The following is a 26,135-nucleotide window of genomic DNA, read 5'->3' as shown; positions in this document are numbered from 1 at the left end:
CGGCGACCTCCTCAGCCGGAGATGAATGTCCGGCTTCCAGGCTTGACCAGGGGCACGTCCGCCTGGCAGAGCGGGCAGTCCGGGGGAGCGTACGTTGGTATCGTCAGCTTGATCAATGCGGCAAAGGGCAGCCCAAAATCAGATTGTCCGCCGCTGCGGTCAATGATGGCACCGACGGCCAGCACCTGCGCACCACACCGGGTGACAACGGCCATGGTTTCCCGCGTCGAGCCGCCGGTTGTCACCACATCCTCCACCACACAGGCCCGCTCGCCGGTGTCCAGCGTAAAACCACGCCGCAGCGTCATCACGCCTTGTTCGCGCTCCGTAAACACACACCGGACATCCATGGCACGCGCCACCTCGTGGGCGATGATGATGCCACCAATGGCCGGCGCCACAATCACCTGTGGTCGCACGCCAAGCGCCTCCAAGCGCGCCCCCAAAGCGGCTCCAACCTGACCGGCCACCGTCGGGAACTGAAGCAGGCGCGCACACTGCACATACTGCGGACTATGCAGCCCGGAACTCAGCAGGAAGTGACCCTCCAACAGGGCGCCGGTTTCCTGTAACAAGCGGTACACATCGGGTGTTGCCATACCCATCATGATGCGGAGCGAAGAATTCACTGCGCCGGCAGACCGACAACGGACATCCTTCCGATGCCACGCCCACGTCACGCCAGCCCAGCTTTGTGAACCTAATGCTTTGCCCTGCCCACTGTCTATGACGAGCGTGCTCCCAACGTCCGTACTACCTGGCGTATCGGCCCGCTTGGGGGTGTACATCCACTTCCCCTTCTGTGTCACAAAGTGTACCTACTGTGCCTTTGTCACCCGCAGCTATGACGCCAACGGTGCGGCCCGTTATCTTGCAGCGCTGGAAACCGAACTGCGACATTTTCCCGAAACCTGTGCGGCCGTGCCGTTGGAATTTGCCACCTTTCAGGCGGACACCCTGTACTTTGGCGGGGGAACGCCGTCCCGGATGACACCATCCCAACTGGCGCGCCTTCTGCTGGCGTCCCGGTCGGTGTTCGACTTTGCACCCGACACGGAAATCACCCTTGAAGTCAACCCCGGTGACGCTGAGCCAGAGCGACTGGAAGCCTGTCGCAACCTTGGGATCAACCGCCTGAGCCTGGGGGTACAGTCCTTTTTTGACCGCGATCTGGCACTGGCCGGGCGTGACCACGATGCCCAGGCAGCCAGACGGGCCGTCCAGATGGCCCGCCGGGCTGGATTTGACAACCTAAGTCTTGACCTCATCGCCGGGCTTCCCGGCCAAACCCTCACCGACTGGCGCACCAACCTGCTGGAAGCCCTGGCACTTGAACCGGAGCACCTGTCGCTCTACCTGCTCGAAGTCAAGGAAGGGACAACCCTGGCCCGGCAACTGGCGGCCGGCCGCCTGCCACTGCCGGATGATGATCTTGCTGCCGAAATGTACCTCCTCACCCTGGAACTTCTGGGTGAAGCTGGTTTCGAGGCGTATGAGATTTCAAACTTCGCGCGCCCCGGCTACCGCGCACGTCATAACCTGAAATACTGGCAGGACCTGCCCTACGCCGCCTTTGGCGTTGGGGCTCATGGCTACGACGGCGGCGAACGCTACTGGAATACTGACCGCCTGGAAGACTATTTCACCGCCATTGACGACCGGCACCACGCCGTCGTGGCCCGCACCCGGCGTACCCCACACGAGCGATGGCATGAGGCGCTGATGCTGGGGCTGCGTCTGGACGAAGGTGTTGATCCGGGCCGGCTACAGTCCGGCTATGGCGTTGACCTGTGGCGCGATTACGCCGCCGTCATACAGGAACTTCAGGCGGCCGGACTCCTGACGGTGACAGACGCGCGCCTCCGCCTGACACCCCGTGGGCGGCTCCTCGCGAACGAAGTTTTTGTGGCGTTTTCATGATGGATGAATGAAATTCCCGGTAGTGCCACACGGTTCCAGCCCAATCAGGTAAACCTTGCCTGCCACGTGGTTTTTGTCTTTGCCAGTCCCCGCGTTGTTTGAACTTTTTGAACCTTGAAGGACCTGGCCATGACGCAGAGAGTCAACGTCCTGTGTGTCCGTACGGCAGACGGGCGCATTGCCCCCCTTGCCGGTGAGCAACTTGATATCCGTAAGGTTTTTGACAATGCCCTGCCGGTTTTTGAGCGCGAAGAAGCCGGGGTGTCATTCCTGGCGCGCTACATTCCCCCCAGCCCGGATGAATTTTTTGTCACGCGCTACGAAGCCATCGGCAATGTCCGGGAGTTTGCCCGGCAACACAACCTTCAGCTCTGGCTCGATCCCCAGTGTGACTTCAACGGCAATCTCATTCCCGAATCCGGTATCAAGGGCGACCCCGACCGGATTGCCAGCATTGTCCTGAAACGTTAGGACGTTTTGCCAGCGCCCGTCTCCCGCCTGCGGTCAAACGAATGCCCACCAAAAGGAAGCGCCCCCGGAAGGCCCTGTCCGGCGGCTGGACATTGCCTTTCCGGTGCCTGTTTTCCGGCACTGGGGCTTGCCAGGCTTCCCTCGTGCCGACTAGGAAGACACTAGCACCCCGGAGATTCTGACGACCCCGGATAGCGGGTCGTCGGGGATAAGCCTTGGGAGTGTCGTGTGCGATGTCCACGGTGCTGCGTAATGTCAGGACGACCTGCGAAATGATCAAAATCGAGCACACGCTGTTTGCGCTCCCTTTTGCCTTCCTGGGGGCGCTGCTGGCAGCGCGGGGCCTGCCACGGCTCGATCAGATGGGGTGGATTACGCTGGCGATGGTCGGGGCACGCAGTGCGGCCATGGCGTTCAACCGCCTGGTGGATGAAAAATACGACGCGGAGAATCCCCGCACGGCGCAGCGGGCGCTGCCCGCCGGACTGGTCAGCCGGCGTTTCGTCCTTGGTTTCATTATCTTCTCAGCAGCGCTCTTTCTGCTCGCGGCGGCGATGCTCAACCCACTGGCGCTGTGGCTTTCCCCGGTCGCTCTGGGTTCGGTGCTGTTTTACTCCTACACCAAGCGGTTGACGTCGTTTTCCCACATCGTGCTCGGCTGGTGTCTGGCCATTGCCCCAGCCGGCGCCTGGGTGGCGGTCCGTGGCACGCTCGATGGCGAGGCTGTTCTGCTGGCACTGTGCGTTCTGCTGTGGACGGCCGGCTTTGATATTCTCTATGCCTGCCAGGATTATGACTTCGACCGCCAGCACCCGGAATTGCACTCCATTCCCAAATGGCTCGGTATTGCCCGGGCCATGCTGGTGGCCCGCGGACTGCATGCCGCGATGTTTGTGGCGCTGCTCCTGCTGGTGGCAGTAACCGGACTGGGTGGGCTGGCCTACGTTGGCGTGCTGGCCACCGGCGGCCTGCTGATTCACCAGCACCGCCTGGTCAGCCCAACCGATCTGTCCCGCCTTGATGCCGCTTTTTTCACGACCAATGCTTTCGTGAGTGTCATTCTCCTGCTCACGCTGGGTGCCGACGTGATTTTTCTCCGCCGCTGAAGTCCACGAACCCTCTCCGGCAGAACAACAAAAGGCTGCTGACAAGCCAGTGAACAGTTGACGTGTGGGCGGTAATTGGCAAAGCTAGGCCGACGTCTGTGCGCTACGGCACAGTACCCTCACGGTGCGGCGTACCACGCAGCCGCCGGCCAGACCGGTGTGCCGTGGCCGTTGCGAACTGGAGTGTCCCGATGAATCTCTACGAATACGAAGGCAAGTCGTTGTTCAAAAAGTACGGTATTCGCGTCCCGGAGGGCATCTTCATCAACTCCCCGCAAAATGCCGGCAATATCGAAGCCTTTGTGGAAGAGGTCGGTGAAGTCGCCGTCAAGGCACAGGTGCTGGCCGGCAAGCGGGGCAAGGCCGGGGGCATCCGGTTTTGCAAAACGGCCGAAGGGGCCGAACTGGCCGTCGAGCTGTTGCTCCACACGACGATTCATGGGTCGGAATCGGTCGGGGTTCTGGTCGAACAACGGCTGTCCATCGTGGGCGAATACTATCTGTCGTTGACTTTCGATGGCTGGCACCGCGCCCCGGTCGTGATCCTGAGCCAGCAGGGGGGCGTTGAGGTCGAGGAACTCACCCAGCGCCATCCTGAAAAGCTGGTCATTCGGCCGATTGACTCGATTTTCGGACTGCCCGAATGGAAAGCCCGTGAAATCGCAGCGGAAGCCGGTTTTCGTGAAGAGCGCATGCGCAAGATGGCTGACCTGATGGTACGTGCCTACCGCTGCTTCCGTGAAAACGATGTGCGGCTGCTCGAAATCAACCCCGTCATCGAAACGCCCAAGGGCAACTTTTTTGCCGCCGATGCCGTGGTCATCCTTGATGATGACGCCATGACGCGCCACCGCGACTTCAACTATCCGCCACGGGGCGGACTGGGGCGCCCGCTGACGGAACGTGAACTTCAGGCCAAACTCATTGACCAGAATGACTACCGGGGCGTTGCCGGAAAATACATCGAACTCGATGGTGACATTGCCATGATGAGCGCCGGCGGCGGCGGCTCGATCACGAACATGGATGCCCTGATCAGCTATGGCGGACGCCCGGCGAACTACACCGAATATGGCGGCAATCCCCCGGCTGAAAAAGTCGAGAAATTGACGCGCGTCGTGCTCTCCAAGCCCGGACTGACAGCCTGCTGGCACGTTGGCGCTGTCGCCAACAACACCCGCGTGGACATCACCATGGAAGGCTTCATTGCTGGTCTGCGGGCCATCCGCCCGCCCTTCCCGATTGTGGTCCGGCGGGGTGGGCCGGGCTGGGAAGAGGCGCGGGCGGCGCTGGAGCGCGCCCGTGAAGAACTGCATCTGGATATGACGATTTTTGGTCCCGAAATGCCCATGACCGAAAGCGCCAAAGTCGTCATTCAGAAAAGCGAGGAATACAAGAACAGATTACGTGGTCTGAACTGCTGAGGCAGGCTTTTGCCACAGAAAGAGGCAGGGTATGGGCATACTGGTTGATGAAAACACGCGCGTCGTCGTCCAGGGGATCACCGGTCGGGAAGGTTCATTTGTCACCAGGGAAATGCTGCGCTATGGCACGAAGGTGCTGGCCGGCGTCACACCGGGCAAAGGGGGCGAGGTTGTCCACGGCGTACCGGTCTATGACACCCTCAAACAGGCACTGGCGGCGCATCCCGACATCAACACCTCACTGGTGTATGTGCCACCCCTTTCCGCCAAGGACGCCGCCATTGAAGCGATTAGCAACGGCATCCGGCTCATCAACATCATCACCGAACGGGTGCCCATCCATGACACGGCTGATCTCTATTCATACGCTGTCAGCAAGGGGGCCCGGGTTGTGGGGCCGACATCGGTCGGAATTCTGACGCCCGGCAAGTGCAAGCTGGGACCCATTGGCGGCACAAACCCTGACTTTCAGTTCAAGCCGGGGCGGATTGGCATTGTCAGCAAGTCCGGCTCGATGACGAGCGAAACCGCCTGGGTGCTATGTCAGGCCGGCTTTGGCATCAGTACGGCCCTGAGTGTGGGGGGTGATGTCATTGCCTGCTCGACCTTTGCCGACCTGCTTCCCCTGTTTGAAGCCGACCCGGAAACCGACGCGGTGGTGATGTTTGGTGAACCGGGCGGCGTCTATGAGGAACAGGCCGCAGAACTGGTACGGCAGGGCGGTTTTACCAAACCCCTCATTGCCTTCATTGCCGGGAAATTCGTGGATGCCATGCCCTCCGGCATCACCTTCGGGCACGCCGGCGCCATCATGGAACGCGGTATGGGCAGCCCCCGCCAGAAAGTTGAGGCGCTGCGGGCAGCCGGGGTGCGCGTTGCTGATGTTCACCACGAAATCACGACACTCGTGGCGGAAGCCCTGGGTCAGCGTGTCAGCCGAACGGCGTAGCCGGACACCTCAACGGCCACGGCCGGCAGTCGGCACGGTCGTCCCCGGTGCCCAAGGGTAGTTGCCAGTCAAAGAAATGGCGTGCTACATGTGCGTTTTCCCACCAAGCTGCTGGCGAACAGCACCGGCTTGCGGTTATCATTCCTGGAGGCTTTCCTGTGAAAATTGCTGTCTGTATCAAGGCCGTGCCGGAAACGGACACGCGCATCAAGATTGCAGCCGATGGCTGCTCCATAGACCGGGCGGATGTCAAGTTCATCATCAGCCCGTACGATGAATTCGCACTTGAAGAAGCCGTTCGTCTCAAGGAAGCCAAAGGCGGACAGGTTATCGCCTTGGCGCTGGGCGGCGATGAGGTGCCCAACATCCTGCGGGAGGCGCTGGCCCGCGGAGCCGACGAGGCCATTCACATTTCCAGTGCTGGCGTGGCTGCGGACGACCCGTTGTGCGTGGGCAAAACGCTGGCGGCGGCCCTCAAAAGCATCAGCCCGGACATCGTCTTCTTCGGCAAGCATGGGGTTGGCGGCGACAACCAGCAGGTGCACGCTATTGTGGCGGAAAAGCTTGGATGGCCACAAGTTACCGTTGTCACCAAGCTCGAAGTCAGTGACGGCCGCCTCCGCGCCGAACGCGAGATCGAAGGTGGTATCGAAGTTGTTGAGACCGGTCTGCCTGCCGTCATCGCAGCCCAGAAAGGTCTCAACGAGCCGCGTTACCCGAAACTGCAAAGCATTATGCAGGCCAAGAAAAAGCCGCTGGCCAGCAAGACCTTTTCTGACTTCGGACTTTCTGCGGCTGAGGTCGGGCCTGAAGCGGCTGGATTGGTTATTACGGCACTGCGCCTGCCACCCCCCCGCCAGGCTGGACGCAAAATCACCGGCGACCCGGCGCAGCAAACCAGTGAACTACTGTCTGCCCTACAGCATGAGGTCAAGGTCATCTGACCACACCGGACGGTGAACTTCTGAAAACCACAGGCAGGAATGGCCACGATCCCGCCGGGGTTTTTCCTGCCCACCTGCTCACTTGATCGGAAGTTTGTGAGCATTTTTGTTTGTGAGGAGATGCGAGTTATGGCGAATGGCGTTTTGGTTTTTGCAGAGCAGCGTGACGGAGCCTTCAAGAAAGCGACGTACGAAGCCCTGTCGGAAGGACACCGCCTGGCAGCACAACTGGGACAGCCCCTCAGTGCTGTGATCATCGGGGCCAACATCGGGCACCTGGCCACTGAGGCAGCCCACTATGGGGCAAGTACCGTTTACGTCGCAGATGTGGCCCCGCTGGCCAAGTATTCCACCGATGGGTATGCCAAAGTTCTCGTCGAGGCGATCCAGACAGCACAGCCTGGAATCGTTCTGGCGGCGGCGACAGCCATGGGAAAAGACCTCATGCCACGGGTAACAGCCCGGCTTGATGTCAGCCTGGCCTCGGATGTGACGGAAACCCACATCAACGACGGTGTCTTCACTGTGGTTCGTCCGGTGTATGCCGGCAAAGCCTATGCCACCGTGAGCTTTCGCCGCACACCGGCTGCGGCGACCCTGCGCCCGAATGTGTTTCCGGCAGCCACGCCGGACACCAGCCGGACGGCGGAAGTCAAGTCCATCGGCGCCACTATTGTGGATGCGTTGCAGGCCAAGGTCACGGACATCCTTGCTGCCGCGAAGGGTAAGATTGAGCTGACTGAAGCCAGCATTGTGGTCTCCGGGGGACGTGGCATCAAGGGGCCGGAAAACTACTACCTGATTCAAGACCTTGCCGACGCTCTGGGCGGTGCAGCCGGAGCCTCGCGGGCCGTAGTGGATGCTGGCTGGGTTGATCATTCCCATCAGGTCGGGCAGACTGGGAAAACCGTCAGCCCGACCCTGTATATTGCCTGTGGTATCTCCGGGGCCATTCAGCATCTGGCTGGGATGTCTTCATCGAAGTTCATCGTAGCCATCAACAAGGACCCGGAAGCGCCGATTTTCAAAATCGCCGACTACGGCATCGTGGGAGACTTGTTCGAGGTCGTACCGCGGCTGACGGAACAGGTCAAAGCCCTGAAACGAAACTGAAACTTTGACGAGGTGCCGTCACCGAAGAGAGGGAAGAGGTCATGATTTGTCCGAACTGTGGGACGCAAAATCGTGACGATGCCAAGTTTTGCAAATCCTGCGGCACACCTCTCAAACCGCCCGCGTCTGGCCCGCCCGGCAGCTTGGCAACTTTGGTGAGTGCCCCCCCAGTGGAGACGAAATCCCCCATGGTGATCGGACTCGAAGCCGTTTTCCTCTCCGGGCTACGCAAAGGCGAAAGCGTCAGGCTGATGACGTTTCCAGCCACAATCGGGCGTGACCCCAACAGTACCCTTCCCCTGGCCCTTCAGGATCAACTGGCCTCCACACGCCACGCGCAAATCCTGCACGAGGGGGGGAGCTATGTACTCCGGGACGTCGGCAGCAGTAACGGCACGTACCGCAACGGGCAGCGGGTGACGGAAGTCAGGCTTCAGGATGCCGATGTGATTGAGTTTGGTGTAGGGGGGCCGAAAGTCCGCTTCAACTTCATTCTCCAACCTGAAGCCCAACCGTCCCCGGTTGACCGCTTTGAGGCGGCAACCCTGCCCCCTACTCCGGCGATGACGGCCGGTGGCAGCGATGTCACGCTCTCACGCAAGGCTACGGTCGCAAATGAAAGGCCGGCACCAGCGTCCTCCCCTTCGCCAGGCGAGGTGGAAACTGTTTTTGGCGGCTCACAGCCCGGTGGAAATCAGCCGGCACTGCCTCCTCCGCCACCATCGCCACCGCCCGTGCCAGCGTTTGAGTCAGCGGCAACCGTCGCCCAGGCGGCTCAGAACCGACCACTTGAAGCCGCGCCCCCACCTTACTCTCCGCCGGCCGGCTATGTGCCTCCCGTGGGTGTTGACCCGTCGGTGGTGCCCTCTGCACCAGCGGAGGCGGGCAAAAAATCGAATCTCATCCTGTTTATTGCCATCGGCGGGGCCGTGGTTCTCCTGCTGCTCATCGGGGTGGCAGTTTTGGCTTACCTTTTCCTGTTTCGATGAAAGGGCGCGCCATTCTCTGCTTCGGCGGGGAAGACTGGTGGTATCACCACCCACACGCCAACAACCACCTCATGAAGCGCTTTGCGCGTGACAATCAGGTGGTGTTCGTCAACTCGATCTCGATGGGGCTGCCCGGGCTGGGCAGCCCCGAACTGTTTACCAAAATCCGGCGCAAACTGCGCAGCTATGCAAAGTACCTTCGCCGCACCCCGGAAGGCATCTGGGTGATAACCCCCATTGTGTCGCCTTTCTTTTCAAGCCCGGCCTGGCGGCGGATCAACCACTGGCTCCTGGTCTGTCAAATCCGATGGCTCCTGCGCTGGCTTCGTATTGAGCGTCCCATCCTGTGGATTGCCATTCCCACAGCGCGCGACATGGTAGGCCAGTTCAACGAATCTCTGGTTGCATATCATGTTTCGGATAAATATGATGCCAACCCGGTGGACACAGGTGGGCACGTTGCCTTTATTCGCCAGCTTCATGAGGAACTCATAGCAGCGGCGGACATTGTGTTCTACCACGGGTGGAAGCTGCTCGCCGACGCCCGGCAGGGACGCGAAAAATCCGTTCTGCTTGAACAGGCTGTTGACTTCGAGCACTTCGCCGCCGCCCGCTTCCGTCAGTGGGAATGTCCCCTTCCCCTCGCACCTATCAAACGCCTGGGAAAGCCCATTCTGGGTTTTTTCGGGGCGATTGAACGCTGGCAGATTGATCAGTCGCTTGTCGAATATGTGAGTCGCCATCGGCCGGACTGGCAGTTTGTTTTTATCGGGAACAAAACGGCGCCACTCCGCATCGAGGACTTACCGAACGTTCACTTCATCCCGGCTCAGCCGTACGCCGATCTCCCGGCCTTTGCAGCGCACTTCGATGTCTGCATCGTCCCCAAAGATGCCACGCACGACATTGTCAAGTACACAAGCGCGACCAAAGTCCGGGAGTACCTGGCCACCGGCAAGCCGGTCGTGATTGTCCCCATTCCTGAGTTCGAGCCAATGGCGGATGTCATCCGCATTGCCCGAACACCTGATGAGTTCATTCGTCACGTTGAGGAGTGTTTGACGACCGACACGCCAGCCGAGGCTGACCGGCGTCAGATGGCCGTGCGTGACAAAACCTGGGACGCCCGTTTCACCGAAGTCGCAACACTTCTTGAACAACAACTCAGTCAACGCCAGGTGACCGATCGCGGGCATACGGATAACGTACGGTAACTCACATTTACACCTCGCGGAACTGAGCGTACGATGACATACACTTGATGCTTCCCCTGTGCATCTGGTGTTTTACGTCATTGGCAACATTTGTTCTCTTGAACGGACATCTCCTGTGGGATGAAAGGTGTGAACATCTTCATCGGCGATGTGCCTCTGGCTTGGGTCAACACCTGTGCCGTTGAATAACCACCGGTTGGACCTGTGGAGCGTCGTTCCCAGGCAGTGCTTTTTGGAGATTCGACACCCATGAGCCACAATGCAATGCGTTACGAGCTGGATTCCGGTGAGGAAGGCTTTTCCACAATGGAAGGCGAAGAAATTTCGGTCACAGACACGGCGGACGATGAGGCGAGTGATACCATTTCGGTATATCTCAAATCACTGTCGCACACGACTCTGCTGACACGGCAGGAAGAAACGTTCGTGGCCCGCGAAATGGAGCGGCACGAACGCCGTGCGGCCCGCATGCTGTCGCGGGCGCTGCCGGTGGCGGCCTACGTTGTGCAGTTGGCCAAAAACCTGCAAAGCGAAGGGCTGCGACTTTCCGACCTGCTCGTTCTGCCACGGGGAGAGGACGAAGCCGATGGCGAACGCTGCGAAGCGCCGCTCAAACCGGACCTCGATGAACGGCAGGAGCGCGCACTGTGCGAAAAATTTGCGGCAATTGAAGCCGCGCATGCCGGGATTCGGGCCATGGTGGCCCAACCGGGCTACAAACACACCAGCCGCAACCTCGATATCCACCGGCTGCGCATCCGAATTGGGCGGATTCTCTACAAGCTGCCTTTCAACAAAACCATTCGGCGCCGGGTCGAACTCGCGTGGGGCAATGTCGTGGATGAGGCCCTGACGCTCAAAGCCGAACGTGCCCGGCTCGAATACCGCCTCAAGGATACAAGCCTCGATGCTGCAACCAGTCGTCTTCTCAAACACCAACTCAAGGCCGTTCGGGCACGCATTCGTGACCTGGAATGCAACTGCGCCCTTCCCTTGGATGGCATCATTGCCGACTGGAAACGTTTTGCCGAAACCAAGCAGAAGGCCGAAGCTTACAAGCTCCGCATGATCGAGTCCAATCTCAAGCTCGTGGTGTTCATCGGGCGGGATTTCATGGGTCGCGGACTCGCCATGGAAGACATCATCCAGGAAGGCAATATTGGCCTGATTCGCGCCGTTGAGAAGTTTGACTGGCGCCGTGGTATCAAGTTTTCAACCTACGCCGTCTGGTGGATCAAGCAGGCGATTCAACTGGCCATTGCCAACCAGTCACGCACCATCCGCCTGCCGACCTACATGGTGGACCGGGTCAACCGTGTCCGGCGTGTGCTGCGCCAGATGACAACCAATGGCGACGAAGACCCGACGCCCGAAGAAATTGCGCCACTTGTCGGACTCACGCCGGACGATGTCCGGCAGGTGCTCAATGTGGTGACAGAACCCGTCTCGCTCGAAACCCCCACGGCTGACGACGACGGCGAGCACTCCCTCGGCGACCTGCTCCCGGACCACAACAGCCAGGACCCACTCCGCGCGTCCATGACGGTGGAAATGGCCCAGAACCTGCGCGAAGCCCTCAGCCGGCTTTCGGCGCGTGAGTCGGAAGTGCTCATGCTACGGTTTGGCCTCATGCCGGATGGACGTGAGTGGACGCTGGAGGAAATCGGCGCCCGCTTCCAGTTGACCCGCGAGCGCATTCGCCAGATCGAGATGCGCGCGCTGGCCAAGCTCAGCCATCCGAGCCGCAGCCGCAAACTGCGCGACGCACTCCACCTCTGATCACCATCCATCCATGCTGACTCTGGACGAATACCAACGGGCAGCCGGGCGTACAGCGGCCTATCCCAACCGGGGGAACAATCTCGTTTATCCCGTTCTCGGTCTGGCCAGCGAGGCCGGCGAAGTCGCCGGCAAACTCAAAAAGGTCATCCGTGACCAGAATGGTCACCTTTCCCCGGAACAACGCCAGCGGTTGCTCGATGAGGTGGGCGATGTGCTGTGGTACGTCGCCGCTATCTGTACCGAACTGGAAGCCTCACTCGAAGCGGTGGCCCACGCCAACCTGGATAAACTTGCCTCCCGCGCTGGTCGGGGTGTTATCGCTGGGGACGGCGACCATCGCTAGTGACTCTGGCAGGTTATTCAGTAGTCGCAGGAAAAGAACGCGCGCGTTGGACAGCAGCCCGCCACGCCTGATAGGACGCCTGTCGGGCGTCCGTGTCAAGAGCAGGGGAAAAGGTGCGTTCCGGCTGCCAAATCCGGGCCACTTCCGACACATCCCGCCAGAAACCAACCCCCAGCCCGGCCAGGTAGGCCGCACCGGCGGCAGTCGTCTCCGTCACCGTCGGACGAATCACCGGCACACCCAGAACATCCGCCTGAAACTGCATCAGGAAGTCATTGGCTGCCGCTCCCCCGTCAACCCGCAGCTCGGTCAGCCGGAACCCGGCACCAAGCGCCTGCCGGGCATCCGCCAGCATGGCTTCGACGACATCACAGGTCTGGTAGGCAATGGCTTCGAGTGCGGCGCGGACGAGATGCGCCCGTGTCGTGCCACGGGTCAGTCCGGTAATGAGGCCACGGGCATGCGGGTCCCAGTAGGGCGCACCAAGACCGACAAACGCCGGCACAAACATCACCCCGTCGGTGTCCGGCACGGAACGCGCCACAGCTTCCGTTTCAGCCGCGCCGCCGATGATTTGAAGCCCGTCGCGCAACCACTGCACAGCCGCTCCGGCAATGAAGACGCTCCCTTCCAGCGCATACTCTGCCGGCGACGCTCCCAACTGCCACGCCACGGTTGACAGCAACGCCTGCTGCGAAAGACACGGCTTCGTGCCCGTGTGCAGCAACAGAAAGCACCCTGTGCCGTAGGTGTTCTTGGCCATGCCGATGTGCGAACACATCTGCCCAAACAGGGCCGCCTGCTGGTCGCCGGCCATCCCGGCAATGGGAATCGGCGCGCCGAACAGTTCCGGGTCGGTTTCACTGACCACACCGCTCGACGGGACAACCGTCGGCAGCATGGCTTTGGGTATGGAAAACAACCCACAGAGTTCGTCATCCCAGGCCAGCTTGTGAATGTCAAACAGCATCGTACGGCTGGCGTTGGTGACATCCGTCACGTGCCGCTGTTTCCCGGTCAACTGCCAGACCAGCCAGCTATCCACCGTACCAAAGGCCAGGTCGCCAGCTTCAGCCCGCGCACGCGCCGTTGGTATCCGTTCCAGCATCCACTCGACCTTGCTGGCGGAGAAATAGGCATCCACGAGCAGGCCGGTTCGGGACTGAATCAGGTGCGCTGCCGGAGTCAGCCGCAGTTCGTCACAGCGGGCAGCCGTACGTCGGCACTGCCAGACAATGGCATTGCCAAGCGGCTCGCCTGTGGTTCGGTCCCAGACGAGCGTGGTTTCGCGCTGGTTGGCGACGCCAATGGCTACCACTTCCGGTGCAGTAATGCCGGCCAGGCGGAGGGCTTCACGGGCCGCGCCAATCTGGGAGTTCCAGATGTCTTCAGGGCGATGTTCGACCCAGCCCGGCTGCGGAAAAAGCTGCTCAAAAGGACGCTGGGCCAGGGCAACCACCCGCCCCTCAGCGTCAAACACCATGGCACGCGAACTGGTCGTGCCCTGATCGAGTGCAAGAATGTAACGGCCCGGCATGGAATGGTTTTGATGTCAGTGATAGTGACCGAAAATTCAGCGGCGCCAGTATGGGCGACCAGCCGGCCGCCCCTTCCACTCGCTACTCGCTACTCACCACTCGCGACTCGCTACTCTCCACTCGCCACTCGCTACTCGCCACTCACCACTCGCCACCCGTCACTCGCCATACTCAGCGGTGAACCATCGTCAGGCGGAGGATTGTTGTCCGTGCGCCGCCGCAGGGTCGGACGGTTCGACGGCTCAGACTTCTGCGGACGGTCAGCCGGGGTATTCATCTCGTCATCCTCTTCCGGCGGTGCATCCGGCTGCCGCCGCCGCAGCGTCGGACGGCTTGGCTGATCATTGCCGCCACCGGGGCCGATGCGCCGCCCGGCATCCGGGGCAATTGCCCCCAGGCGGGCTTTCACCCGCGCAAATTCCGAAGAACTGATGATGTATTCGTCCCGTGGGGGAAAGGCGGCCGTCAACTGGCGCATCTTGGCGGCCCGTTCCTCAGTGGGCGGATGCGTCGAAAACACCGTTGGAATTTTCTGCTTCGGGTTCTGCTGGGCCTTGAGTTTCTCAAAAAACGCAATGAACTCATCCGGGTCATAGCCGGACGCCCAGGCATACTGCGCGCCGAGCATGTCCGCCTCGAACTCGGCATTGCGCCCGAACTTGAGAAAGGTCAGCGGGACGAGGATGTTGGCTGCGTTGGCCACGAGGACACCCGCGACGCCCCCCACAAAGATCAGAGGAATCATGCCGAACTGCGCCAACTGCCCCTTTGACACCTGCTCCGTGGCGTGCCGTGCGGCGACGTGCGCAATTTCATGCGCCATGACGCTGGCGACCTGGGCTTCATTGTCAGCCGCCAGAATCAGCCCCTTGTTCACGTAGAAATACCCACCCGGCAACGCAAAGGCATTGACTTCGGGCGAATCCACGACCTTGATGGTAAACGGAACTTTGGCATCGGAGTTGGAAGCAATCGTCTGGCCCAGGCGATTGATGTATTCAACCACAACGGGGTCGGTGACGAACTTGAGCTGGCGATCCAGTTCGGCGGCCAACTGGGCGCCAATCGCCATTTCCTTTTCCTTCGAGTAGAAGTTCAGACTCCCCTTGTTGATGTCGCGCTTGCCAATCATCAGGGGGTTTTCCTTCTCGCTGAGCTTGCGCGTCACGGGAGAATTGGTCTTTTTGTCCTTGTCATCCGCCCGGACACCCATCGGCAGAACCGAACCCACGAGCAATCCGGTGATGAGCAGCCAGCTCATCCGCCTGTGAAAACGTCGTCCTGAGAACATGCCGAACTCCCTTCTCTGCTGAATGCTCATGTTCCGTACAGTGATCTACAGAAAGCCTCGCGTGGCAACGCTTGTCGCCGGCAACGGCGGATGCCACCATAGCGGGCATCCGGTTTGCACCCCGCGTATTCTGACACGTCCCACGCCCCCAAAGGTTTGAAAATGTTGCCTGTTGCCCGGATCACCACCCCTTCACCAACCATCAGAAGCCTGTGGCGTCTGGTGTTGTTTTGTCTGTTCGTCGGGCTTGTGCCACCGCCGGCCACGGCGACCACCGACCGTCAGGAAACGGCTCCGCTTTCGGATCGGCGTGTACGTTACCAGATTGACGCGCGACTCGATACCGGGAAAAAGGAAATCCACGGACGTGAGCGCCTGACCTGGCGCAATCCGGCGCCCCATCCGGTGCCGGACTTGCAGTTTCATCTCTACCTCAACGCCTTCCGCGACGAAAACAGTTCCTTTCGGCGTGGTTCAGGGGGCGGACAACTGCGCGGCGACGCCATGGATGCCCGTTTTCCGGGCGCCATTGACCTGCTCAGCATGCGCACCGAAGATGGTGTTGACCTGCTTCCACTGGGCGAGTTCATTCACCCGGACGATGACAACGCCGACGACCGGACGGTATGGCGTGTCGTGCTGCCACAGCCGGTGCCGGCCAGCGGCTCGATCACGCTCGACATCGAGTTTTTGGCGAAGTTACCCAAGGTTTTTGCCCGCACCGGCTACTACGGCAACTTCTTCATGGTGGCCCAGTGGTTTCCCAAACTGGGTGTCTATGAGCCGGTTGGCATGCGCCGCCGGACGACTCCCGGCTGGAACTGCCACCAGTTTCATGCGACGACGGAATTTTATGCCGATTTCGGCGAGTACGATGTGACGCTCGACATACCGGCCAACTTTAAGGTCGGGGCGACCGGCGTCGAGCGTGAACGCCAGCCGCTGCCTGACGGACGCATGCGCTACCGCTTCGTTCAGGGTGATGTCCACGACTTCGCCTGGACATGCTCGCCGGATTTCATCGTGGCGGAAGAACGCTTTGAAGTCCCCGACCTGCCGCCGGTGCGGCTCATCCTGCTGCTTCAGCCCGAACATGCCGACCAGCGGGCACGCCACTTTCGCGCGGCACGGATTGCCCTGGAGGATTACGGCCGGCGGATTGGCCCCTACCCTTACGAAACGCTCACCATTGTCGATCCAGCCCATGGCGCGGATGGCGCCAGTGGCATGGAATATCCGACGCTCATCACCATCGGGACACGCCGCAATGTCTCTGACGATGACCTGCTGGGGCCCGAAGTCATTCTCATCCATGAGTTCGGCCACCAGTACTGGTACGGCATGGTAGCCAGCAACGAGTTTGAGGAAGCCTGGCTCGACGAAGGCATCAACACCTACTGCGAAGCCACGCTCATGGCCCGGCATTATCCCACACAACAGGAGCTGTGGTTACGTCTTGGCGGACGCCCCTTCTGGCGCCTGCCGGTGCGTGTCCCGGACTGGTCATTTCAGCGGGTCCAGTTGTTCGTTCTGGGGCCGGCCGGCATCCAGAGCGCGCCCATTCTCACCCCCGGCTGGAAGTTCCCGGAACCGGCGCTCTATGCCTTCAATGCCTACGCCCGCCCGGCCCTGACGCTCAAGATGCTGGAGGGCTACGTTGGCTCCGAAACGATGCAGCGCATCCTGCACACCTACTTCATGCGCTGGCGCTTCAGGCACCCAACATCGGAGGATTTTTTCGATGTGGCGTCCGAAGTGGCCGGCGAAGACCTCACCTGGTTTTTTGACCAATACTTTCGCGGCACATCCCTGCTTGACTACGCCGTTGAATCCCTTGACGCCCGTGAAGCCGTCCTCGTACGCAAAGGCGAAGCCATCATGCCGCAGGTCATCGAACTGCGTTTTGCCGACGGCAGTGTGCGGCGTGAAACATGGGATGGCCGCAGCGAACGCCACCGCCTGACGACCGAAGGGGAGTTGCTCTCCGTGGTCATTGACCCGGATGACACGGTGCGGCTGGACATGAACCCGGCCAACAACAGTCGTACCCGCCTTTCTGTCGCGCGCGCCAATGCCAGCCTCCTGACCCGCGCCCTGACCCTGATGCAGTGGTTTCTGCACGGCGCGCTCAGCCTGATGTAATCCTTCCGAACGAAACATGACGCACCGCACCGCCTCGCTCACCCGACGCACCAACGAAACCAACGTCGCCGTTACGCTTGACCTCGACGGCACGGGGATTTCCCGCATCACCACCGGCATTGGCTTTTTCGACCACATGCTGGCGCAGCTTGCCCGGCACAGCCGCCTTGACCTCGATATTCACTGCGATGGCGACCTCGACATTGACGACCATCATACCGTCGAGGATGTCGGCATCACGCTGGGACAAGCCCTCGCCCAGGCGCTTGGCGACAAGGCCGGCATTGCCCGCTTCGGGCACGCCTACGCGCCGCTGGACGAAGCCCTGGCGCGCGCCGTAGTGGATGTCTCCGGCCGCCCCTACCTGGTCTACGACGTGGACAACCCGCGCGAACGGATCGGTACGTTTGCCGTCGAAATGGCCGAACACTTCTGGCGCTCTTTGGCCTTCAACGCCGGGCTGACCCTGCACATTGCCCTGCTCTACGGACGCAATCAGCACCACATTCTGGAGGCGACGTTCAAGGCCGCCGCCCGCGCCCTGGGAGCCGCCACCCGGCGCCTGGCCGGACAGCAGGACATCCCTTCAACCAAAGGCGTGTTGTAGGGACTTCAAGCTCAACTTCGGCGCACACCAAACTCAGCCGTGAACCGGCAGGCGTCCGCCCCCCGCCCCAGGCTGGCGTGGAGTCGGCTGCGTGGCGCAAGCCACCGGGGCAGCACGGCATCCAGCGTGGACTGGTCAAAGGCCGCGCACAGCGTACACAGATGCCGCCCCAGCGCCGGGTCGCGTCCTTCGGCCGCCAGCACGACCTGCGTCTGGGTCTGGAAAGAGCAGGTGCGGATGTGCGTTTCCACCACGAGCGGCGGGCCGCCCAACCACGCGCCGACCAATCCAAGCAGGCCCTGCAAAGGCTGAAGGTGCGTTTTTGACAGGTCATGCTCGGCAAAGACGCCATTCCGCCCAAGCCGTTCCCCGGTGGCACGGGGCGCATCGGCAATGCCTTTCAGAACCTGCGTGAAAAAGAAGTCGGTGAGCTGCTGCCCAAAGGCCGGGGCAATCCGCTCCACCAGCACTGGCAGGTCCAACCGGGCATCGAGTTCGGCCAGCACGAGCGCCGCCCGGATGGTTTCGGCGCTCTGCGCCGCGCGCGCCACCAGGGACAACTCACACCAGGTGGCCCAGGTTGCTTCGGCTGCGGGTTGCTGCCGGGCCAGAACAGTTGCGGCATTGAACCGCGCCAGCCAGTCGGACGGCAGGCTGGAAATTTCACCCAGCGCAGCTACATCAAGCGCCGGACGAAACGGCAGGGTTGGCTGCAGGTGCTCCCAGAGCACGCGGCAGTCCTCCACGAAGTCCGCCTGGTAGCGAACGACCGCCGGAGCGACTGCCGGCAGGTCGTCCAGCGTCAGCCCGGCAACCGACAGGAGCAGCGTATGGGTTAACCGTTCACGTTCGGCCGTGGCCATCCAGTAGAGCACCGCCGGACGAAAACCGGGAAAGCGGTCGGCATCGAGTTGCTCTTCCGGGCCGAAATAGAGATCGGCAAAACGCTGTGCTTCAAAGAGCGCTGCCGCCCGACGCAGCGCCAGGGCCCACCGGTGAACCTGTGTGGCGGCAAGCTGCGTGGACGGCAGAGCAAGGGTTTCCACGGGGTTCTAACGTCCGGCAACCGGCTCCGGCACGGCCGCTTCGCCGTAGAGTTCCGCTCCGGCACGAGCGACCTCATCGAAGCCCAGTTTGCCCATTTCGGCCAGTTTGTAGAGCGCCGCATACACAATCGAAGCCGCATCCACCTTGAAGTGACGCCGCAACTGCTCGCGGGTGTCGCTCATCCCGAAGCCGTCAGTTCCCAGGGGCAGAAACGGCTGGCGGACCCAGCGGGCAATGCTGTCCGGCCAGGCTTTCATGTAGTCACTGACGGCAATGATGGGGCCTTCGGCATTGGCCAGAACCTTCTGAAGGTACGGCACCCGGGGCTTTTCCAGCGGATGGGCCAGATTCCACGCTTCGGTCTGTAACGCATCGTCGCGCAGCGCGCGGTAACTTGTTGCCGACCACACATCCGCCGCCACGTCATAGCGTTCGGCCAGAATACGCTGGGCTTCGAGTGCCTGCATCATCAGCGCGCCACTGCCGAAAATCTGGACGATGTGGCGCTTGGCGTCGAGGCATGGCTTGAACAGGTACAGCCCGCGCAGGATACCTTCCTCCACACCGCGCGGCATGGCCGGCATGGCGTAGTTTTCGTTGTACACCGTGATGTAATAGAACACGTCCTCGCCCTGCTCATACATCCGCCGCAGCCCATCGCGCACAATCGTGGCAATTTCAAAGTGAAAGGCCGGGTCGTACTGCACACAGCACGGCACGGTCGAGGCCAGAACGTGGCTGTGGCCGTCCTGGTGTTGCAGGCCCTCGCCGTTGAGCGTGGTGCGTCCAGCCGTTGCTCCGATGAGAAAGCCCCGCCCACGGGCATCGCCCACGGCCCAGGCCTGATCGCCGGTGCGCTGGAAACCGAACATCGAATAGAACATGTAAAACGGAATCATCGGCTCGCCGTGGGTGGCATAGGACGTACCAGCAGCCATAAACGACCCCATCGCCCCGGCTTCCGTGATCCCTTCTTCGAGAAGCTGTCCGTCTTTGGCTTCGCGGTAACTGAACAGCAGGTCGGAATCCACCGGGTCATAGAGCTGTCCCTTGGCAGAGTAAATGCCGACTTTCTTGAACAGGAAGTCCATCCCGAACGTCCGCGCCTCATCGGGAATGATCGGCACGATGCGGCGGCCGATGTGCTTGTCGTCAAGCAGCTTGCGCAGCAGACGCACGATGGCCATGGTCGTTGAAACGGGCTGCTGATTGGCAACAGCAAACTCGGCGTAGAGGTCTTCCCGGGGCAGTTCCAGCGGCTTCGACCGGACAACCCGCCGGGGCAGTTCCCCCCCAAGCCGCCGGCGACACTCGCGCAGGTATTCGACTTCCGGCGACTTTTCCCCCGGATGGTAGTAGGGCGCATCACCCACCTGGGCATCGGGAATCGGGAGCGCCATCAGATCGCGGAACTTCCGGAGTTCGGCTTCGGTCAGCTTCTTGAGCTGATGGGTTGCATTGCGGCCGGTGGCGCTTTCGCCAAGCATCCATCCCTTGACCGTCTTGACGAGGATGACGGTCGGCTGCCCCTGGTGTTCGACCGCTGCCTTGTAGGCCGCATAAATCTTCAGGTGATCGTGGCCGCCCCGGCGCAGCCGCTCCAGGTCGCGGTCAGACATGTGCTCGACCATGGCCAGAGTGCGCGGGTCTTTGCCGAAAAAGTGCCGCCGGATGTAAGCGCCGCTTTCGACGGAATACTTCTGGAATTCGCCGTCGAGCGTGGTGTTCATAATGTGCAGCAGCGCGCCTTCGGTATCTTTGGCCAGCAATGGGTCCCAGCGGCGGCTCCAGATGACCTTGATGACATTCCACCCGGCGCCCCGGAAGACGGCTTCCAGTTCCTGAATGATTTTGCCGTTGCCGCGTACGGGGCCGTCGAGCCGCTGCAGGTTGCAGTTGACGACAAACACAAGGTTGTCGAGGCCCTCACGGGCGGCAAGGTGCAGCGCGCCGAGCGCCTCCGGCTCGTCCGTCTCGCCATCGCCCAGAAAGGCCCACACCCGTGACCGGGAGGTATCGGCAATCCCACGGTTGTGCAGATAGCGGTTGAAGCGCGCCTGATAGATGGCATTGATGGGCCCCAGCCCCATGGAAACCGTCGGAAATTCCCAGAAATCCGGCATCAGCCGCGGATGGGGATAGCTCGAAAGCCCTTTGCCCAGCACTTCCCGGCGGAAGTGTTCGAGATGTTCGACCGTCAGGCGTCCTTCCAGAAAGGCGCGGGAGTAAATGCCCGGCGCGGCGTGCCCCTGGTAGAAAATCTGATCGCCGGCGCCTTCGCCATCCTTGCCCTGAAAGAAATGATTGAACCCGACTTCGTACAGGCTGGCTGACGACGCATAGGTGGCCAGATGTCCGCCGATGCCGGGAAAGTAGTGATTGGCCCGTACCACCATCGCCACGGCATTCCACCGTACGATGCGCCGGATGCGCAGCTCCATTTCCTCATCCCCCGGAAACGGCGGTTCCTGCTCCGGTGAAATCGTGTTGATGTAGGGCGTCTGCACCAGTTCAGGCAGTCCGACGCGCATCAGACGCGATTTTTTGAGCAGCTTGCGCAGCAGAAACTGCGCCCGCTCACGGCCTTCCTGATTGACCACCTGCTCCAGGGCTTCAAGCCATTCGGCGGTTTCCTGTGGGTCGGCATCCGGCAACTGTTGCTTGAATTCGTCGAGATACATCGGCGAAGACCTCCCGGCTCTCACGGTTGAACTTGCGTTGGAATCCTGCCTGGCAGACTGGCAGATGGGCACGTTGTTTGTACGCCAAGATACAATCAACGGCAAGCGGCCATTGGCTGCGCTTCCGTCTCCGGCGGCGGATGACCGTTCCCGGTTCCTTCGGGGCGCATCCAGCGGCAATCTGCCAACGCCTGACACGGTGCCAGACCGGATGCACGTGCGCCGCCGGTCTGGTAGGGTCTGACCGAACGCCATGCGCAACACTTTCGGTTTCTGGTTGCTTGTATCCAGTCTCTGGCTGACGGCCTGCCGGGTCCGGCCGGCTGAACCGCCTTACCAGATGCGGTTGCCGCCGCCGGGAATGGTGCTTGTTCCCGGCGGGGCCTTTGTTCGCCGTGATGACGCCGGCCGCGGACATCTCACGGTTGTTGCGCCATTTTTTCTTGACCGCACCGAGGTGACGAATGCCGAATTCCGGCGCTTCGTTATGGCTACTGGCTATCAGAGTGAAGGGCGCTGGGCGCTTTACGCCACACCGGGACGCGAGCAGCACCCGGTCGTGGCTGTGACGTGGAACGATGCCGTGGCCTATACCCGCTGGGCTGGAAAGCGGCTGCCGACCGAAGCCGAATGGGAATTCGCTGCCCGTGCCGGTCGCCCTACGGCGCAGTACGGCACAGCCGGGACAGGCACCGTCCTTGCCGGCGCGGCCAACTTCGGCCACATCGCCGTCAACCCGAAACGCATGCCATTACGTGGCATCCAGACCACACCGGTAGCCACGTTTGCTCCCAATCCTTTCGGGCTTTATGACCTGTCCGGCAATGCCGCCGAGTGGTGTCAGGACTGGTTCGATGCCGACTACTACGCCTTTGGCCCGTCCCACAATCCACCCGGGCCGGACTTTGGACGCGGACGGGTCGTGCGCGGCGGTTCGTGGAATGACCGCGAGGACTATCTTCAGCTCACACGCCGCTACGGACTCCCTCCCGGCACGATCGCCTTTACCTTGGGGTTTCGCTGCGCGGCCGATGTGATGCCTCCATCTCCCAAACCATCCCCAAAGTGATGCCTGTGCCGTGCAGTCCCTATGTTACCTGTCGGCAACTTACAGGAGAAAAGGTTGCCTGACGCCACAGGATGACAGTAAAAAACCGGACAATGACCTGCCATGGCAAGGTTTCCCTGATAGCTCCACCAAGGAGTGTCTTCCCGTGGCCGATATGACAGAAACGGGCTTGCTCAGACCCGGGCACTATCTTTTCGACCCTGAGGGGCGGCTGTGCCATGCGGCGGTTTTCCCTGATGGTGCTCCAGGCACAGACACGACCACCGTTGCCGGGGAACACACGGCCTTTGACCTTTCGGCCTCACTGTCGTCTCCATCTCTGCTGCCGGATTTACACACGCTGGTGCAGGCTGTGGCACAGGAGACAGACGCCGAACCCCGGTCGGTGCACCTCACGGACGATCTCGTGGCGACAGCCTATCCGGTCATGTGGCAACAGGGGAAGCTCGTGGCCGTGGTCGTCTCGCCAGCAGCCGTTTCCCAGCCCTACTACCACCCGGCGCTGGCGGTGCTCAACATCAGCCGCTCGATCCACGCCGGCCACACCATGACGGCCATCTTTGAGACGGTTGCCCGTGAAGCCATCAAGTTCCTGCCCTTCGACCGCCTGAGCATCACGCTCTTTCGGCCCGACACGAATGAAGTCGAAATTTACGCCCTGCACGACGACGGCACGAGTTCGGTACAGGCGGGCAGCGTTGTGCCGGGGGATAACACCGTAACCGCCTGGGTCGTCCGGCATGGGCAGCCCGTTGTCACACCGGACATCCGGCAGGAAACGCGCTTTATGACCTACCAGGACTGGACGGCTCAGGGCTACCGTTCAACCCTGTGTTATCCCTTGATTGTGGGAGGCAACGTTATCGGTACACTCAACTTCACGAGCCGGACAGTCAACGCCTACAGCGACGACACCCTCCGGCTGGTGGCACCCCTTGCCGAACAGGTCGCCATCGCCATCAGCAATGCCCGGATGCAACAGCGTCTGCGGCAGGAATCCCGCCGCCTGCGCCGCATCGTCGAAGTGGCCAATCAGGTCAAACACCATCTCGGACTGGAAGGTTATTTGAGCGTTTCCGAAATTCTGCGCTGGATGTGCGAAGTCGCCTGCGATCTGGGCTGGGAGCGCGCCCTGTTCTGCCTGCGTGACCCGGCGGCAGCTTCAGCGGATGACTCCTTCATCGCGGCTTTTGCCGGGGCCTTCACTGAGGGGCAGCAGATTGAACTCGATGTGCTCAAAAGCCAGTGCACACGGGTCGGGGGCTTTTCGACCACGCCCGGCGCACGCCTGTCGGGCGTTCACCGGCGTATCGGAGACCACTCGTTTCTACTTGGCCGCCAGGCAGAATCTCCGTTGCGGATGTGGCACAGCGGCCCCATCGTCGTCGTCCCGCTGGCGCTGGAGGGCAAACTGTTCGGCACGTTCAGCGCTGACCGGCTGGGCGCTCCACCTTCCCCGGAGGAAGTCGAAATTCTTGAGCTTCTGACCGATCACGCGACGGTTGTGCTGCACAACTCACGGCTTATTGCGCAGCTCCGGGAACAACTGGCTGAAACCCAGCGGCTACGAGAGCAGGAACGGGAATATCACCTTCAGATGCGCCAGACGGAACGGCTGCGGGCGCTGGGGGAGTTGGCTTCCGGCGTGGCGCACAACTTCAACAATGCCCTGACCATCATCCAGGGGCGGATTGGTCTGCTCAAAGCCAGAGCGACGGACGAAACGACGCTCCATTCACTTGACATCATGCACAAGGTGACCCATGACGCGGCCAACATCGTCAAACGCATCCAGAACTTTGCCCGCGTCCGTGAAGGCGATTCGGACTTCGAGCGGCTTGACCTGAGCCAACTCGTGCAGGAAACCATCGAGGCCACCCAACCCCGGTGGACGAACCGCTCCGGCAAATCCTCCATTCACGTTACCTGCCAGGCGCCATTGCCGGTGTTCATCCTGGGCAATCCGACCGAGTTGCGTGAAGTTGTCACCAACCTTCTGTTCAACGCCCTGGATGCCATGCCCACCGGCGGCGAGATCATCATCAACGTCTATCAACAGGGAGACGTGGCCAAACTCGTGGTGCGCGACACGGGCACCGGCATGAGTGAAGAGGTCAAAAAACGCATTTTCGACCCGTTTTTCACGACCAAGGGGAAACAGGGCACGGGTCTGGGGCTGAGCGTCTCGCACAACATTGTCAGCCGGCACCGGGGGCGGATTGAAGTTGAAAGCGAACCGGGACGTGGAACGACATTTTTCCTGACCTTTCCGTTGGCGCCGGTATCCCTGACCCAAACCCTGATGACCGCCCCACCGCTGCCTGCACTGCCCTCCCAACGGTTGCGCATTCTGGTCGTTGACGATGAACCGCCGGTGGCGGAAACCATTGCGGAGATGATCAAGCTCCTGGGACATGAGGTACAGGTCGAGACCGCTCCGCGTCAGGCGTTGCAGCGACTGCGGGTGGAGGCTTTCGACGCGCTCTTTACCGACCTCGGCATGCCCGACCTGAACGGCTGGCAGTTCATCGCCGAAGTACGGGCCCTGAACCTGAACCTACCCATCACGCTCGTGACCGGTTGGGCGGACCGGATCACGCCGGGAGAACTCCAGGCCCGGCGCGTGCGGCTCATTGGCAAGCCGGTTGATGTAGGCATCATCGAGCACACGTTGAGGGAAATCGTAAGCGAACTCAGGACGACGCTGCACTAGGGAGCGGACCCAGGCGCGTTTGCGCGCCGTACAGATGAGTGAAACCCCAAGAGGCAGACTGAACAGGCTGATCAGCCATCGCTCGATGCCCAACAGCCGGATGAGCAACCCATTGAGCCACGTCGGCAAAGGACGCAGGTCGCTTTGCGGACGCACCCCCTGCTTGCGCAGGCTCTGCCAGAAACGCAGCAACAACACCGGCAGGAACAACCCGCACATGAAGTGGCTCAGCCGCTCGACCTCAAACCCCATGGCCTGAAGTTTGTCGCGCAGTTCCCGTGGGGCATAGCGGCGGCGATGATGCAGGGCTTCGTCGTGCGGACTCCAGAGAAACCCATACGCCGGTACGGTGATGATCACCGCTCCCCCCGGCTTGCAGACCCGGTGGAGTTCAGCCAGGGCGGCCAGGTCATCGTCCACGTGTTCGAGCATGTCAAGCGCCGTCACCACATCAAAGGTATCGTCGGCAAAACACAGTTTCTCGACGCGGCACCGCGCCAGATGGGAAAGCCCCCGCTGCCGTGACCAGTGGAGCGCCTCCGGCGAGACATCCGTGCCGATGACCCGCCCGAAGGCACGCAGCATCTCGGCATTGGCCCCCGTCCCGCACCCGGCATCAAGCAGCCACCGCTCGGAAGTGGCCGCCGGCTGACGGCGCAGTGCCGCCGCCACCCAATCCCGAACCAGCGCGCGCCGTCCGACAAACCACCAGTAGGTCGTTTCGAGCTGGAACATCCGGCGGTATTCATCAATGTCCATAATCCCATTCCACCGTGGTTGCCAGGAGTCGCC

The 26,135-nt window shown here is 61.3% G+C and carries 20 protein-coding genes and 2 pseudogenes; 16 read left to right on the top strand and 6 right to left on the bottom strand.

From position 1 onward, the window contains the following. Positions 1-11: 11 nt before the first annotated feature. Complete coding sequence (gene pyrE, locus J8C01_RS05755; RefSeq protein WP_014099675.1) at positions 12-599, bottom strand: orotate phosphoribosyltransferase; 588 nt, start codon at positions 597-599, stop codon at positions 12-14. Positions 600-726: 127 nt separating this feature from the next. On the opposite strand from pyrE, the gene hemW reads away from it, so the two are divergent. From hemW to J8C01_RS05700, 12 genes and pseudogenes are all read left to right on the top strand, one after another. Continuing rightward, positions 727-1,920 (top strand): radical SAM family heme chaperone HemW, encoded by a 1,194-nt coding sequence (gene hemW / locus J8C01_RS05750; RefSeq protein WP_211431292.1) that lies wholly within the window; start codon positions 727-729, stop codon positions 1,918-1,920. Between the two features lie 129 nt (positions 1,921-2,049). Continuing rightward, positions 2,050-2,391, top strand: coding sequence for a hypothetical protein (locus J8C01_RS05745; protein ID WP_148263958.1), 342 nt, complete (start codon positions 2,050-2,052; stop codon positions 2,389-2,391). A gap of 233 nt (positions 2,392-2,624) precedes the next feature. Beyond that, positions 2,625-3,497, top strand: a complete 873-nt coding sequence (locus J8C01_RS05740; RefSeq protein ID WP_211431291.1) for a UbiA-like polyprenyltransferase — start codon at positions 2,625-2,627, stop codon at positions 3,495-3,497. Positions 3,498-3,688: 191 nt separating this feature from the next. Then, positions 3,689-4,921, top strand: coding sequence for a succinate--CoA ligase subunit beta (locus J8C01_RS05735; protein WP_014099670.1), 1,233 nt, complete (start codon positions 3,689-3,691; stop codon positions 4,919-4,921). Between the two features lie 31 nt (positions 4,922-4,952). Next, positions 4,953-5,870 (top strand): succinate--CoA ligase subunit alpha, encoded by a 918-nt coding sequence (locus J8C01_RS05730; RefSeq protein WP_014099669.1) that lies wholly within the window; start codon positions 4,953-4,955, stop codon positions 5,868-5,870. Positions 5,871-6,028: 158 nt separating this feature from the next. Continuing rightward, on the top strand, positions 6,029-6,814 hold the full coding sequence (locus J8C01_RS05725) for an electron transfer flavoprotein subunit beta/FixA family protein (RefSeq protein ID WP_211431290.1): 786 nt from the start codon (positions 6,029-6,031) through the stop codon (positions 6,812-6,814). A gap of 129 nt (positions 6,815-6,943) precedes the next feature. After that, entirely contained in the window at positions 6,944-7,927 is a 984-nt protein-coding gene (locus J8C01_RS05720; RefSeq protein ID WP_211431289.1) for an electron transfer flavoprotein subunit alpha/FixB family protein, read from the top strand. Between the two features lie 41 nt (positions 7,928-7,968). Further along, positions 7,969-8,037: pseudogene (locus J8C01_RS15585) on the top strand (zinc-ribbon domain-containing protein); the annotation flags it as partial. A 78-nt stretch (positions 8,038-8,115) separates the two neighbouring features. Further along, positions 8,116-8,916 (top strand): FHA domain-containing protein, encoded by an 801-nt coding sequence (locus tag J8C01_RS05715; RefSeq protein WP_249355395.1) that lies wholly within the window; start codon positions 8,116-8,118, stop codon positions 8,914-8,916. Then, entirely contained in the window at positions 8,913-10,130 is a 1,218-nt protein-coding gene (locus J8C01_RS05710) for a glycosyltransferase (protein ID WP_211431287.1), read from the top strand. Before J8C01_RS05715 ends, J8C01_RS05710 begins: the two co-directional genes overlap by 4 nt. A 249-nt stretch (positions 10,131-10,379) precedes the next feature. After that, entirely contained in the window at positions 10,380-11,909 is a 1,530-nt protein-coding gene (locus tag J8C01_RS05705; protein WP_041569107.1) for a sigma-70 family RNA polymerase sigma factor, read from the top strand. A 16-nt stretch (positions 11,910-11,925) separates the two neighbouring features. Further along, entirely contained in the window at positions 11,926-12,255 is a 330-nt protein-coding gene (locus tag J8C01_RS05700; RefSeq protein ID WP_211423212.1) for a nucleoside triphosphate pyrophosphohydrolase family protein, read from the top strand. Between the two features lie 13 nt (positions 12,256-12,268). Here J8C01_RS05700 and glpK read toward each other — a convergent pair whose 3' ends face one another. Next, positions 12,269-13,792, bottom strand: coding sequence for a glycerol kinase GlpK (gene glpK, locus J8C01_RS05695; protein ID WP_211431286.1), 1,524 nt, complete (start codon positions 13,790-13,792; stop codon positions 12,269-12,271). Between the two features lie 131 nt (positions 13,793-13,923). Next, the gene (locus J8C01_RS05690) at positions 13,924-15,084 is read right to left on the bottom strand and encodes a M48 family metallopeptidase (RefSeq protein ID WP_211431285.1); all 1,161 of its coding nucleotides are present in this window, start codon (positions 15,082-15,084) and stop codon (positions 13,924-13,926) included. A gap of 162 nt (positions 15,085-15,246) precedes the next feature. Between J8C01_RS05690 and J8C01_RS05685 the strand changes: the two genes are divergently transcribed. Further along, entirely contained in the window at positions 15,247-17,226 is a 1,980-nt protein-coding gene (locus tag J8C01_RS05685; protein ID WP_211431284.1) for a M1 family metallopeptidase, read from the top strand. A gap of 16 nt (positions 17,227-17,242) precedes the next feature. After that, positions 17,243-17,833, top strand: coding sequence for an imidazoleglycerol-phosphate dehydratase HisB (gene hisB, locus J8C01_RS05680; protein WP_211431283.1), 591 nt, complete (start codon positions 17,243-17,245; stop codon positions 17,831-17,833). A gap of 11 nt (positions 17,834-17,844) precedes the next feature. On the opposite strand, the gene J8C01_RS05675 is transcribed toward hisB, so the two are convergent. Both J8C01_RS05675 and aceE read right to left on the bottom strand, forming a co-directional pair. Then, positions 17,845-18,879 carry a hypothetical protein gene (locus tag J8C01_RS05675; protein ID WP_211431282.1) on the bottom strand — a complete coding sequence of 345 codons (1,035 nt, stop codon included), beginning with the start codon at positions 18,877-18,879 and terminating at the stop codon, positions 17,845-17,847. Between the two features lie 6 nt (positions 18,880-18,885). After that, a complete protein-coding gene (gene aceE / locus J8C01_RS05670) occupies positions 18,886-21,561 on the bottom strand; it encodes a pyruvate dehydrogenase (acetyl-transferring), homodimeric type (RefSeq protein ID WP_211431281.1) in 2,676 nt (891 codons plus the stop codon). Between the two features lie 253 nt (positions 21,562-21,814). Between aceE and J8C01_RS05665 the strand changes: the two genes are divergently transcribed. Both J8C01_RS05665 and J8C01_RS05660 read left to right on the top strand, forming a co-directional pair. Continuing rightward, positions 21,815-22,630, top strand: coding sequence for a formylglycine-generating enzyme family protein (locus tag J8C01_RS05665; RefSeq protein ID WP_014099655.1), 816 nt, complete (start codon positions 21,815-21,817; stop codon positions 22,628-22,630). Between the two features lie 154 nt (positions 22,631-22,784). Then, positions 22,785-25,343 carry an ATP-binding protein gene (locus J8C01_RS05660; RefSeq protein WP_249355490.1) on the top strand — a complete coding sequence of 853 codons (2,559 nt, stop codon included), beginning with the start codon at positions 22,785-22,787 and terminating at the stop codon, positions 25,341-25,343. A gap of 246 nt (positions 25,344-25,589) precedes the next feature. Here the strand turns inward: J8C01_RS05660 and J8C01_RS15310 are convergent. After that, positions 25,590-26,078 (bottom strand): annotated as a pseudogene (locus J8C01_RS15310) (class I SAM-dependent methyltransferase); the annotation flags it as partial. Between the last annotated feature and the right edge of the window lie 57 nt (positions 26,079-26,135).

This window comes from Chloracidobacterium sp. D (assembly GCF_018304685.1).
Classification (GTDB): Bacteria; Acidobacteriota; Blastocatellia; order Chloracidobacteriales; family Chloracidobacteriaceae; genus Chloracidobacterium; species Chloracidobacterium thermophilum.
The sequence above is the reverse complement of the archived record's forward strand: the minus strand, read 5'-3'. Positions and strand labels throughout refer to the sequence as shown.

Excerpts from the sequence above, each read along its gene's own strand:
- pyrE (WP_014099675.1), bottom strand. The coding sequence starts at position 599 with ATGGCAACACCCGATGTGTACCGCTTGTTACAGGAAACCGGCGCCCTG.
- hemW (WP_211431292.1), top strand. The coding sequence starts at position 727 with ATGACGAGCGTGCTCCCAACGTCCGTACTACCTGGCGTATCGGCCCGC.
- J8C01_RS05745 (WP_148263958.1), top strand. The coding sequence starts at position 2,050 with ATGACGCAGAGAGTCAACGTCCTGTGTGTCCGTACGGCAGACGGGCGC.
- J8C01_RS05740 (WP_211431291.1), top strand. The coding sequence starts at position 2,625 with ATGTCCACGGTGCTGCGTAATGTCAGGACGACCTGCGAAATGATCAAA.
- J8C01_RS05735 (WP_014099670.1), top strand. The coding sequence starts at position 3,689 with ATGAATCTCTACGAATACGAAGGCAAGTCGTTGTTCAAAAAGTACGGT.
- J8C01_RS05730 (WP_014099669.1), top strand. The coding sequence starts at position 4,953 with ATGGGCATACTGGTTGATGAAAACACGCGCGTCGTCGTCCAGGGGATC.
- J8C01_RS05720 (WP_211431289.1), top strand. The coding sequence starts at position 6,944 with ATGGCGAATGGCGTTTTGGTTTTTGCAGAGCAGCGTGACGGAGCCTTC.
- J8C01_RS05715 (WP_249355395.1), top strand. The coding sequence starts at position 8,116 with ATGGTGATCGGACTCGAAGCCGTTTTCCTCTCCGGGCTACGCAAAGGC.
- J8C01_RS05710 (WP_211431287.1), top strand. The coding sequence starts at position 8,913 with ATGAAAGGGCGCGCCATTCTCTGCTTCGGCGGGGAAGACTGGTGGTAT.
- J8C01_RS05705 (WP_041569107.1), top strand. The coding sequence starts at position 10,380 with ATGAGCCACAATGCAATGCGTTACGAGCTGGATTCCGGTGAGGAAGGC.
- glpK (WP_211431286.1), bottom strand. The coding sequence starts at position 13,792 with ATGCCGGGCCGTTACATTCTTGCACTCGATCAGGGCACGACCAGTTCG.
- J8C01_RS05690 (WP_211431285.1), bottom strand. The coding sequence starts at position 15,084 with ATGTTCTCAGGACGACGTTTTCACAGGCGGATGAGCTGGCTGCTCATC.
- J8C01_RS05685 (WP_211431284.1), top strand. The coding sequence starts at position 15,247 with ATGTTGCCTGTTGCCCGGATCACCACCCCTTCACCAACCATCAGAAGC.
- hisB (WP_211431283.1), top strand. The coding sequence starts at position 17,243 with ATGACGCACCGCACCGCCTCGCTCACCCGACGCACCAACGAAACCAAC.
- aceE (WP_211431281.1), bottom strand. The coding sequence starts at position 21,561 with ATGTATCTCGACGAATTCAAGCAACAGTTGCCGGATGCCGACCCACAG.
- J8C01_RS05665 (WP_014099655.1), top strand. The coding sequence starts at position 21,815 with ATGCGCAACACTTTCGGTTTCTGGTTGCTTGTATCCAGTCTCTGGCTG.
- J8C01_RS05660 (WP_249355490.1), top strand. The coding sequence starts at position 22,785 with ATGACAGAAACGGGCTTGCTCAGACCCGGGCACTATCTTTTCGACCCT.